Genomic DNA, 12,226 nt, shown 5'->3' with positions numbered 1-12,226 from the left:
ATATTATAGATGAAGTTATCAACCAACAATAATCAAAACATGAATTTATTCAACGTATATCCATTATTCAACATAAATCCTGTAAAAGCTCAGGGATCATTTCTTTGGGATGATAAAGGAGAAAAATATCTTGATTTCTATGGAGGTCATGCCGTTATTTCCATTGGGCACAATCATCCGCATTATCAAAGCAGATTAAAAGAGCAGCTGGATAAAATTTCGTTCTATTCAAACTCGGTTCAAAACGAGCTGCAAACCGAATTAGCAGAAAAATTAGGAAAACTTTCAGGTCTGGAAGATTACAATTTATTTTTATGCAATTCTGGAGCTGAAGCCAACGAAAATGCTTTGAAGCTCGCTTCTTTTCACAATGGTAAGAAAAAAGTTCTTTATTTTTCTGGTTCATTTCATGGGAGAACATCCGCAGCCGTTTCGGTGACCGATAATCCAAAAATTGTTGCTCCGGTAAACTATGACGAAAGATTTATTAAATCGGAATGGAATGATATTGAGCAGCTTGAAAAGATTTTTGAAAAACAAGGGAACGAAATTTCATCTGTAATTATTGAAGGAATTCAGGGAGTTGCCGGAATTATGATTCCCACAGCCCAATTTTTAAGCAAAATAAAAGAGCTCTGCGAAAAACACAATACAGTTTTAATTTTGGATGAAGTACAGTCGGGGTATGGCAGAAGCGGTTATTTCTTTGCATATCAGGAATTTGGAGTTGAGGCGGACATTGTTACAACAGCAAAAGGGATGGGGAATGGTTTTCCTATTGGCGGGGTTTTAATTCATCCGAAATTTCAGGCGAGCAATGGTTTGCTGGGAACTACTTTTGGCGGAAATCATCTGGCGTGCGTTGCCGCAATTGCAGTTTTGGATGTAATGAAAGATGAAAATCTTCTCGAAAACTCTAAGAAAATGGGTGAGTATATTGAAAATGAAATTAAAGATTTTCCACACATTAAAAATATCAGGAGAAAAGGACTGATGATGGGAATTGAATTAGATAGAAATTGCACAGAAGTACGAAACAGCCTGCTGTACAATCATCATATTTTTACAGGAAATGCCAGTGATAATAGGGTTTTGAGGGTTCTTCCAGCACTTAACATAAAAAAAGAAGAAACTGATTTATTTATCGTTGCTTTAAAAACTGTTTTACAAAATCTTTAAATTAATCACAAAAAATAAAGGCACAAAAGCTTTTTAAAACTTACATTAACTTTTATTTATTATAATTTTTTGTGATAAAACAAATCAATTCAAAATGAAATGGATATTCCATTTGTCCATTGAAAAAATAAAAATTCTCAAATGAAAAAATTCACCTCTGTAAGTGATGTTGAAAACTTGCAGGAAATCATAAAAAAAGCCCTAAAAATTAAAGAAAATCCACATTCTGAACCCGAAAAGGGAAAGGGGAAAACCATTGGACTTGTATTTTTAAATTCAAGTCTGAGAACGCGTTTAAGCAGCCAAATTGCGGCTCAGAATCTTGGATTAAATGTTTTGACTTTAAATGCCGCTCAGGAAGCCTGGAATTTAGAATTTGCAGATGGCTCGGTGATGAACGGAGACACCGTAGAACATATAAAAGATGCCATTGAGGTGCTGAATCAGTATTGCGATATCATTGCAGTAAGATGTTTTGCAGGGCTTAAAAATAAGGAAGATGATGTGAATGAAAGTATTCTGAGTCAGTTTGAACGTTACGCCAAAGTTCCGGTTATTTCGTTGGAATCTGCAACACGTCATCCTTTACAGAGTTTGGCAGACTGCATCACCATTACAGAAAACTGGCAAGAAAAGCGTAAACCAAAAGTGGTTTTAACATGGGCTCCACACATTAAACCGATCGCTCATGCCGTAGGAAATTCTTTTACTGAATGGATCCAGCAAATGGATGTAGATTTTGTAATTACCAATCCGGAAGGGTATGATTTGGATAAAAACTTCACTAAAGATATAAAGGTAATTCATAATCAGGATGAAGCATTGAAAGATGCAGATTTTATTTATGTAAAAAACTGGTCGTCTTTTGATGATTATGCGGAAATGCCCGAAGTAAAAGAAAACTGGATGCTTACGAATGAAAAACTGAAAAACACCAATCAGGCAAAAGTAATGCACTGTCTTCCGGTTCGTAGAAATGTTGAACTGAGTGATGAAGTGATGGATGGCGAAAATTCTATCATTTATCAGCAGGCAAAAAACCGTATTTTTTCTGCACAGTCAGTTTTTTCTGAAATTTTAGATGAAATGAATTCTAATTAACAAAAAGTCCCGAAAGGACAACTTAAATATAGGATGAAATCCTGTGAAAATGTATAAATGATGAAAGAAAAATTATACATCATAAAAATTGGCGGAGCTTTAATTGATGATGAAAGCTTATTGGAACAATTTCTTGATCAGTTTTCTGAAATTCAGGAGAAAAAAATCCTTGTACATGGCGGCGGAAAACTGGCAACTACTTTAGCCGATAAATTAGGAATAGAGCAGAAGCTGGTGAACGGAAGAAGAATTACTGATAAAGATACATTAGATGTTGTAGCGATGGTATATGCGGGCAGTATCAACAAAAATATTGTTGCTAAACTTCAGCAGAAAAAGTGCAAAGCCATTGGATTCTCCGGAGCTGATGCCAATCTCATTAAAGCCACGAAAAGGGAAGATTCGGAAATAGATTTTGGATTTGTAGGAGACATCAATGAAAAAAGCATCAATAAAAAACTTATTTCAAAATTGTTAAAGCTTAAATTGGTTCCTGTATTTTCAGCAATTACTCATGATAAAAAGGGGCATCTATTTAATACCAATGCAGATACCATTGCTTCGGTTATTGCTCAGGCTTTATCGGCTAAATATGATGTAGAATTGCTGTACTGTTTTGATAAAGAAGGCGTTTTGGAAGATGTAAACCAGTCTGAATCTCTTATTAAACGTATTTCTGAAGAAGATTTTTTTCAGCTGAAAGAAGATAATAAGCTGCATAAAGGCATCCTTCCCAAGCTCGAAAATGCTTTAGAAGCAGTAAAAAATAAAGTAAATAACGTTTTTTTAATCAAAGAAACCAAACTGAAAAACCATATAGAAAATCATGATGCAGGAACAGAAATCTGTATATAATAAAGAAGAATTACTGAGTAACGCTGTAGAACTGCTGAAAAAACTGATAGAAATTCCGTCATTCAGCAAAGATGAATATAATACTTCAGTAGAAATAGAGAATTTTTTTAAGAAACATCAAATCCCTGCCAAACGTTTCAAAAACAATATTTGGGCAGTCAATAAAAATTTTGATGTTTTTAAACCCTCTATTTTGCTCAATACCCATCACGACACCGTAAAACCTAATAAAGCATACACTTTAGACCCCTTTGTACCGCTTGAAAAAGAAGGAAAATTGTTTGGTCTCGGAAGTAATGATGCCGGAGCTTCTCTGGTTTGTATGACTCAGGTTTTTCTAAATTTTTATGATAAAGAAGACCTGAAATATAATCTGATAATAGCTTTAACGGCAGAGGAAGAAATTTCGGGGTTCGATGGTATTGAGGCTCTGTTTCCGCAATTACCCAATATTACACTTGCCATCGTTGGAGAGCCTACACAGATGAATCTTGCCATTGCGGAAAAAGGTCTGCTCGTTATTGACGGTGAAATGAAAGGCACGCCTTCTCACGCAGCACATCCGAACAGCGATAATTCTATTGTAAAATGTATGGAAGATCTTCAGCATATTCTGAATTTCAGGTTTCCGAAGATTTCAGATTATTTGGGTGAAGTTAAAGTTACACTGTCAGGAATTCACGCCGGAGTTCAGCATAATGTAGTTCCGGAATCCTGCAGTTTTACACTTGATGTAAGAGTTACCGATGAATATTCTAATCAGGAAGTATTTGAAATCATCCAGTCTCAGATGAAATCTGTTTTAACCGCAAGATCTTTCAGGTTAAATTCTTCGAAAATTGAAATGAATCACCCGTTTGTACAAGCTGGTTTGGAGATTGGTAGGACAACTTACGGCTCACCAACATCATCCGATCAGGCAATTATTCCTTGCACTTCTGTAAAGCTTGGTCCCGGCGACAGTACACGTTCTCATACCGCAGATGAATTTATTTACATTGAAGAAATTGCAGAGGGAATTGAGATTTATATCAGGATTCTGGAGAAAATTTTGTAGGCTGAAAGCTGGAAGCTGGGAGTTTGAAGTTCTAAAATTGACTGAGGAATGGAGGCGTTAAGAAAATTCTCAAAAATTCCGTTAAGAAAAATTTATTGTTTGTAGCGCGGGAAAAAATTAATCTTAAATGAACCAATTTACAATCTGCGCAAGTTTAGATTTTTTAGGAATTTTTGAGAATTTTTAGCTGGAGTTTCCAGTCTTGAATTTTTGTTTCTTTTGTTTCAAGACAAAAGAAAAATAATGTTTTAAAGAAAAGTTATGAAAAAAATATGGCAAAAAGACGACAATGCCACCAATATATTAGTTAACAAATTTACGGTAGGCAAAGATCTGGATTTTGATGAACGATTGGCAAAATATGATGTAAAAGGATCTATGACACACGGTAAAATGCTCACAGAAGTCGGGATTATTTCTCATGAAGAATCTGAGCAGATCATAGCGGTTCTGAAAGAAATTTTAAACAAAATAGAATCAGGAAGTTTTGTTATAGATAAAAATGCAGAAGATATTCATTCCCAAATAGAATCTATTTTAATTGAACAATTGGGCGATACCGGGAAAAAAATCCATACTGCAAGATCCAGAAACGATCAGGTTTTATTGGATATTAAACTCTACTTATTAGACGAAATTCGGGAAATCACCACTTTAACGAACGATTTTTTTCAGCAGTTGATCAGATTAGCAGAGCAGTACAAGCATGTTTTACTACCGGGATATACGCATTTTCAGATTGCAATGCCTTCATCATTCGGATTATGGTTTAGTGCTTACGCAGAAGCTTTATCGGATGATCTGGAAATGCTATTGTCAGTAAAAAATATCATCAATAAGAATCCTTTGGGTTCAGCGGCGGGTTATGGATCTTCTTTTCCTATCAACCGTGAAAGCACAACTACAAGTTTAGGCTTTCAATCCATGAATTACAATTCGATTTACGCCCAAATGACTCGTGGAAAATCTGAAAAAATGCTGGCAATGGCAATGGCCGCTTTAGCAGGAACTTTGGCGAAGTTTTCTTATGATATTTGCCTTTATCTCAGTCAGAATTTTGATTTTATCAGTTTTCCGAAAGAGTTTACCACCGGAAGCAGCATTATGCCCCATAAAAAAAACCCGGATATTTTCGAACTGGTGCGTGCACGATGCAACAGAATCCAGGCTCTTCCCAACGAGTTTATGCTTTTAACGGGCAATCTTCCATCAGGCTATCATCGCGATATGCAACTTACGAAAGAAATTCTTTTCCCTGCTATTGATTCCTTAAAAGAATGTTTAGAGATTTTAAACTATACATTACCAAATATTCAGGTGAAAGAGGGGATTTTGGAAGATGAAAAGTATCAGTACCTTTTCAGTGTAGAAAAAATTAATGAAGAAGTAAAAAACGGAAGTTCATTCCGTGATGCTTATGTAAAAGTAGGGCAGGAGATTGAAAATAATGTGTTTAATTTTAAAGCAGGCAATCTGAACCACACTCATCAGGGAAGCATTGGAAATCTTTGTCTAGATAAAATAGAATATCAGTTTAATAAGCTGAAAAACAAATTGTTGGGATAAGGGTTTTAACCTAAAACTTTATGTGCTTAGTGAAGTAGAATCATCTATAATGTTTAAAAAAAAATTTAATCCAAATCAATCTTAAACTTCGTAGATTTCTTCACCTCATGCAACACAATAGAACTGTGATATTGCCCGATATTAGGAATATTTGAAATGACATTTACCGTAAAATTATTATAAGAATTAATGTCTTTTGCGATAATTTTGAGCATATAATCATATTCCCCCGAAAGACTAATAACTTCCTGAACTTCATCATGCTGCATGATATTTTTCTCGAAGGTTTCCAATACTTTTTTAGATTGTTCTTTCAGACGGACATTACAGTAAACAACAATATTTAAACCCAGTTTTTCACGGTTAAGAAGACCTACATATTTCTCAATAATTCCATTTTTTTCCAGCTGTTTAATTCGCTCATACGTTGGTGTAAAGGTAAGACCAATCTTTTCTGAAATTTCTTTTACAGAATAGGTTGAATCTTCCTGAATAATGCTGAGAATCATTTTGTCTTTTAAATCCATATAAATCTGAGTTGGAAACAAAAATAAGATTTATAAATCAAAATAAAGAGAGATTAATGTTTTTTAATGAAATCTTGTTTCTGTTTTGTAAATCTGTAAAATTGTTATATCTTTGCACCTAATGAATAACACTGTATTTATATCATTAGAATTACCGGGCGAAGACGCCCTTTACGATATTTATTTATTTTAAGCGAAGATGTTTCTTCGCTTTTTTTATGTTCAAAAATTAAGATATTATGTTTACGATTACCGAACTAAGTACAGAAAGGATCAATAAAATACTAACCGAGGCACTCAGTTTTGCCAACGGAAAAACTTCAAAAATTGAAGGCGAAGTTTTCTGTTCAAATCTTTTCTTTGAAGACAGCACAAGAACAAAAACCAGTTTTGATATTGCTGAAAGAAAATTAGGCTTGCAGGTTGTTCCTTTCGATGCATCACACAGTTCTGTAAATAAAGGTGAAAGCCTGTATGATACCGTAAAAACCTTAAAAAGTATTGGGGTGAATCTGGTAGTTATAAGAGATAAAAAAGACAGGTATTTTGATGAGCTTGAAAATATAAATATCCCGATCATCAACGGAGGAGACGGAACCGGCAATCATCCTTCGCAATGTATGCTGGATCTGCTTACCATTTATCAGGAATTCGGGAAATTTGAAGGATTAAAAGTAGGAATCGTAGGAGATGTGAAGCACAGTCGCGTAGCCAATTCTAATGCTGAAGCTTTAAGAAGATTGGGTGCAAAAGTATATTTTTCCGGTCCGGAACAATGGTTTGACGAAGGTGCTCTTATTAATGGTACTTATTTGAATGTTGATGAACTGATTAAAGAAGTAGATGTTTTGATGCTACTTAGAATTCAGCACGAAAGACATGATTCTAAAATGAGTTTCTCTGCATCGGAATATCATAAAAAATATGGTTTGACGAAAGAAAGAGAAAAATCAATGAAAAAAGAAGCCATCATTATGCATCCCGCACCCATCAACCGAGGAGTAGAAATTGATACCGATTTGGTAGAATGTGCCCGTTCAAGGGTTTTCAGGCAAATGCAGAACGGCGTTTTTGCAAGAATGGCAATTTTAAAGGAAGCTTTGGAAAAAGTAGGGCATACCTTTAAATCATTATAAAAAAGTAAAGTTGAATACATTATACTTTTTACAACCTACATTGTACAAAAAAAATAATTAAGAGATAAAAGTTAAAAATGAAGAAAAAATTAATACTGGAGTCCGGTGAAGTGTTTCATGGAGAAGGTTTCGGAGCAGAATTGGAAACCGCAGGAGAAGTGGTTTTCAATACCGGAATGACAGGGTATCAGGAACTGATCTCTGACCCGTCTTACTGCGGTCAGATTGTTTGCATGACCTATCCGCTTATCGGAAACTATGGCATTAATAGAGATGATTATGAGAGTATTGAGCCGGCAATTAAAGGTCTTATCATAAAAGAACTTTGTGATCTTCCTTCCAATTTCCGCACTCAGATTACTTTAGATGAACTGTTTAAAAAGAAAAACCTTTCAGGTATTTCAGGAATTGATACCAGAAGACTCACAAGAATTCTGCGTAATTACGGTGTCGTGAAAGGAAAAATCGTAAACGCTGATGCAGACGAAAGCACAGTAGTTTCAGAATTAAAATCAACAAGCTTTCCTACCAATCAGGTAGAGCAGGTTTCTACTAAAACGCCTTATGCAAATCCGGGGAGAGGTCTTAAAGTTGTACTTGTAGATTTTGGTTCTAAATTAGGGATAATCAGAGAATTATCTCAGAGAAATTGTGATATTACCGTTGTTTCTCAGGATGTTACTGCAGAAGAAATTCTACTGATGAATCCGGACGGAGTAATGCTTTCAAACGGTCCCGGAGATCCTGAAGATAACCAACAAGCTCTTGAAATGATCAGAGGGATTTTAGGAAAAGTCCCTATTTTCGGTATTTGCTTAGGACATCAGCTTATCGGTTTGGCTTGCGGAGCAAAAACTTTTAAATTGAAATTCGGTCACAGAGGAGGAAACCATCCTGTTTTAGATTTAGAGAAAAATACTGTGGCTATTACTTCTCAAAATCACGGATATGCTGTAGATCAGGAAAGCCTTAAAGCAACAGATTTAATTGAAACCCATATCGCATTGAATGACAGAACAAACGAAGGTCTTAAACACAAAATTCATCCTTGTTTCTCCGTTCAGTATCACCCGGAAGCAAGTCCAGGTCCAGAAGATGCGAATTATTTATTTGATGAGTTTATTGAATTGATGGAAGGTTTTAAGAAGTAATTTAGATTCCAGACATTAGACATCAGATAACAGACTTTACAATGCATAATTTTGAGAAATTATTATTTTGGCAGAAATCAATAGAACTTGCAAAAAAAGTCTATATAATTTGTGCTGAGTTACCTAAAGATGAAAAATTTGGTTTAATTTCTCAAATTAAAAGGTGTGTAATTTCAATTCCGTCAAATATTGCAGAAGGAGCAGGAAGAAATAATGACAGAGAATTTTATCATTTTTTAGGTATTGCAAATGCTTCCTCTTTTGAATTACAGACACAATTAATTCTGACAAGAGAATTAAATTTACTAAATGCAGAAAAAGTCAATAGTCTAATATCAGATCTTAATGAAATTCAAAAAATGATTTATTCATTTAAATCTAATCTAAAAAAGTAAAATACACCGCTGGAAAGTCTGAAATCTGACATCTAGCATCTCATATCAAAAATTAAAATGGCAAAACGTACAGATATAAAAACAATTTTAGTAATCGGTTCAGGACCTATCATTATTGGTCAGGCGGCAGAATTTGATTACGCAGGAACTCAAGCTTGTTTGTCTTTGAAAGAAGAAGGCTACAAGGTAATTTTGATTAATTCAAATCCTGCAACGATTATGACGGATGTGGAAATTGCAGACAAGGTTTATATAGAACCAATTTCGCTGCAATTTGTAAGTCACATCATCAGAAAAGAACGACCTGACGCACTTTTACCAACTCTTGGTGGACAAACTGGTCTCAATATGGCGGTAGAACTTGAGAAATCAGGAATTCTTGAAGAATGTAAAGTGGAAGTATTGGGAACCAAACTTTCAGCCATCAACAGAGCGGAAGACAGAGATTTGTTCCGTGAACTGATGAGAGAATTAAACGAGCCTGTACCCGAATCAGATATTGTAAATACTGTGGAAGGAGCAATTCGTTTTGCGGATGAAATTGGCTACCCGGTTATTGTGCGTCCTGCATTTACGATGGGTGGAACTGGCGGCGGTATCGCTGCCACTGAAGCTGAATTGAAAGAAATTGCAGAATTAGGCTTAAAATATAGCCCTGTTACCCAATGTCTTATCGAAAAATCAATCGCAGGTTTCAAAGAAATTGAATATGAAGTAATGCGTGATGCCAACGACAACGCCATTGTGGTTTGTAACATGGAAAATATAGACCCGGTGGGCGTTCACACAGGAGATTCTATCGTTGTGGCACCTTCACAAACGCTTTCAGATAGAGAATATCAGCTTTTGAGAAATGCTTCACTAAAAATCATCAGAGCATTAGGAATTGAAGGAGGCTGTAATGTTCAGTTGGCTTTAGACCCACATTCTTTCGATTATTATATTATTGAAGTAAACCCGAGAGTTTCACGTTCATCAGCATTAGCATCCAAAGCAACAGGGTATCCTATTGCTAAAATTGCTGCAAAAATCGCTGTGGGATTAACACTGGATGAAATTATGAATCCGGTTACTGGAAAGACTTATGCTTGTTTCGAACCGGCTTTGGATTACGTGGTAACTAAATTCCCTAGATTCCCTTTCGATAAATTTGAAACTGCAGACAGAAGATTATCAACCCAGATGAAAGCAACGGGCGAGGTAATGGCAATCGGAAGAAACTTTGAAGAATCTTTACAGAAAGCCATCCGTTCACTAGAAACCGGCATCAGACATATTGGTTTAAAAACAAAACAGGCCGAAGCTTTAACTACTGAAGAAATCGAAAGAAGAATCAGAGTTTGCGATGACGAAAGATTATTCATCATTGGTGATGCTTTGCGAAGAGGTTACAGCTGGGAACAGATTGTAGAATGGAGCAAAATAGATAAATTTTTCATCTGGAAAATCAAAAAACTGATTGATTTTGAAAAAACAATTGCCGAAAACAAATTCAGTAAAGAAATACTTACAGAAGCTAAGAAATTAGGCTTTGCAGATGTAAATATTGCTCATCTTTGGGAAGTTTCTCAGCGTGAAGTGTACAATTTCAGAAAAGAAAACGGAATAGTTCCTGTATATAAAATGGTAGATACCTGTGCCGCTGAATTCGAATCTGAAACCCCATATTTCTACGGAACTTACGAAGAAGAAAACGAAAGTGTGGTTTCCGATAAAGAAAAAATCATCGTTTTGGGTTCAGGACCTATCAGAATCGGGCAGGGTGTTGAGTTTGATTATGCAACGGTTCACTCCGTTTGGGCGATCAAAGAAATGGGTTACGAAGCGATCATTATCAATAATAACCCTGAAACAGTTTCTACAGACTTCTCCATTTCAGATAAATTATACTTTGAGCCTTTAACGGAAGAAGATGTAATGAATATCATCGACCTCGAAAAACCAAAAGGTGTTGTAGTACAGTTTGGCGGACAAACCGCAATCAATCTGGCAGATAAATTGGCGGCTTACGGTGTTCAGATTTTGGGAACTTCTCTGGAAGATTTAGACAGAGCCGAAAACAGAGACAAATTTGAAAAAGCCCTTCAGGAATTGGGTATTCCACAGCCTTTAGGCAAAACTTCAACTTCGAAAGAAGAAGCTATTGTTATCGCTAATGAAATTGGCTATCCGGTGCTGGTTCGTCCAAGTTATGTTTTGGGCGGAAGAGCCATGGAAATTGTGTACACCGAAGCAGAACTCGCTCATTACATGGAGTTTGCAGTAGATGCAAGCCCGGAACATCCTGTGTTGGTAGACCGGTATATTACAGGGAAAGAAGTGGAAGTAGATGCTATCTGTGATGGTGAAACGGTGATTATTCCAGGGATTATGGAACATATTGAAAGAGCGGGAGTTCACTCCGGAGATTCTATTGCCGTATATCCTCCTCAAAATGTTTCTCAGAAAGAAATAGATACTTTGGTAGATTATACTCAAAGACTGGCGAAAGGTTTAAATGTAATTGGTTTGATGAACATTCAGTACGTTCTTTTTGAAGGAAATGTTTATGTGATTGAAGTAAACCCTCGTTCATCCAGAACCGTTCCTTTCTTATCTAAAATTACCGATGTTCCAATGGCAAACTTGGCTACAAAAGCAATTTTAGGTCAAAAACTGACAGATTTAGGATACAAAAACGGATTGGTTCCCAATAAAGAAGGTGTTTTCGTAAAAGTTCCGGTGTTCTCTTTCTCAAAATTAACGAAAGTGGATATCTCTTTAGGCCCTGAAATGAAATCTACAGGAGAAGTAATGGGGAAAGATACAACTCTGGAAAAAGCTTTGTATAAAGGCTTGGTTGCAGCAGGAAGAAAAGTTCCAATGCATGGTTCAATTTTATTTACTGTAGCAGATAAGCACAAGCAGGAAGCGGCAGATTTGGCATCAAGATTCCATGAAGTTGGCTTTAGAATCTGGGCAACAGAAGGAACTGCAAAATTTTTCGAAGAAAAAGGAATTCCTTGTAAAATTGGCTACAAAATAGGAGAGGAAGATGTGAACCTGATCGACTTAATCCAAAAAGGAAAAGTACAATATGTGGTCAATACCATGACGAAAGGAAAACAGTCTGAGAGAGACGGTTTCCAGATCAGAAGAATGAGTGTGGAAAATGGTGTACCTTGTTTAACATCAATGGATACGGTAGAAGCAATTCTTAAAGTTATTGAAAGTATGAGCTTTAAGATGGAAACGATGTAGTTTTCAGGTTAAAATATAG

At 35.8% G+C, this 12,226-nt stretch carries 10 protein-coding genes; 9 read left to right on the top strand and 1 reads right to left on the bottom strand.

Annotated features, from left to right (window positions below; translation table 11 throughout):
- Positions 1–39 precede the first annotated feature (39 nt).
- From MTP08_RS07245 to argH, 5 genes are all read left to right on the top strand, one after another.
- A complete protein-coding gene (locus MTP08_RS07245; protein WP_243577734.1) occupies positions 40–1,179 on the top strand; it encodes an aspartate aminotransferase family protein in 1,140 nt (379 codons plus the stop codon).
- A gap of 141 nt (positions 1,180–1,320) precedes the next feature.
- Positions 1,321–2,280, top strand: a complete 960-nt coding sequence (locus tag MTP08_RS07240) for an N-acetylornithine carbamoyltransferase (RefSeq protein WP_243575392.1) — start codon at positions 1,321–1,323, stop codon at positions 2,278–2,280.
- A gap of 60 nt (positions 2,281–2,340) precedes the next feature.
- Entirely contained in the window at positions 2,341–3,135 is a 795-nt protein-coding gene (gene argB / locus MTP08_RS07235; protein WP_209390191.1) for an acetylglutamate kinase, read from the top strand.
- Positions 3,110–4,192, top strand: coding sequence for a M20 family metallo-hydrolase (locus MTP08_RS07230; protein WP_243577733.1), 1,083 nt, complete (start codon positions 3,110–3,112; stop codon positions 4,190–4,192). The genes argB and MTP08_RS07230 overlap by 26 nt, the downstream gene beginning before the upstream one ends.
- Positions 4,193–4,453: 261 nt before the next feature.
- Complete coding sequence (gene argH / locus MTP08_RS07225; protein WP_243577708.1) at positions 4,454–5,758, top strand: argininosuccinate lyase; 1,305 nt, start codon at positions 4,454–4,456, stop codon at positions 5,756–5,758.
- 65 nt (positions 5,759–5,823) lie between these two features.
- Here the strand turns inward: argH and MTP08_RS07220 are convergent, their stop codons facing one another.
- Positions 5,824–6,285 carry an Lrp/AsnC family transcriptional regulator gene (locus MTP08_RS07220; RefSeq protein ID WP_209390189.1) on the bottom strand — a complete coding sequence of 154 codons (462 nt, stop codon included), beginning with the start codon at positions 6,283–6,285 and terminating at the stop codon, positions 5,824–5,826.
- Positions 6,286–6,524: 239 nt separating this feature from the next.
- Here MTP08_RS07220 and MTP08_RS07215 point away from each other — a divergent pair, with 239 nt between their 5' ends.
- The 4 genes from MTP08_RS07215 (at position 6,525) to carB (ending at position 12,207) form a co-directional block, all read left to right on the top strand.
- Complete coding sequence (locus MTP08_RS07215; RefSeq protein WP_243577707.1) at positions 6,525–7,421, top strand: aspartate carbamoyltransferase catalytic subunit; 897 nt, start codon at positions 6,525–6,527, stop codon at positions 7,419–7,421.
- Positions 7,422–7,498: 77 nt separating this feature from the next.
- On the top strand, positions 7,499–8,572 hold the full coding sequence (locus MTP08_RS07210) for a carbamoyl phosphate synthase small subunit (protein WP_243577706.1): 1,074 nt from the start codon (positions 7,499–7,501) through the stop codon (positions 8,570–8,572).
- A gap of 41 nt (positions 8,573–8,613) precedes the next feature.
- On the top strand, positions 8,614–8,967 hold the full coding sequence (locus MTP08_RS07205) for a four helix bundle protein (protein ID WP_243577705.1): 354 nt from the start codon (positions 8,614–8,616) through the stop codon (positions 8,965–8,967).
- A 57-nt stretch (positions 8,968–9,024) separates the two neighbouring features.
- The gene (gene carB, locus MTP08_RS07200) at positions 9,025–12,207 is read left to right on the top strand and encodes a carbamoyl-phosphate synthase large subunit (RefSeq protein ID WP_243577704.1); all 3,183 of its coding nucleotides are present in this window, start codon (positions 9,025–9,027) and stop codon (positions 12,205–12,207) included.
- The last annotated feature ends 19 nt before the right edge of the window (positions 12,208–12,226 follow it).

The organism is Chryseobacterium oryzae (genome assembly GCF_022811665.1).
Taxonomy (GTDB): domain Bacteria; phylum Bacteroidota; class Bacteroidia; order Flavobacteriales; family Weeksellaceae; genus Chryseobacterium; species Chryseobacterium oryzae.
This window is presented reverse-complemented; position numbering and strand designations above follow the sequence as displayed.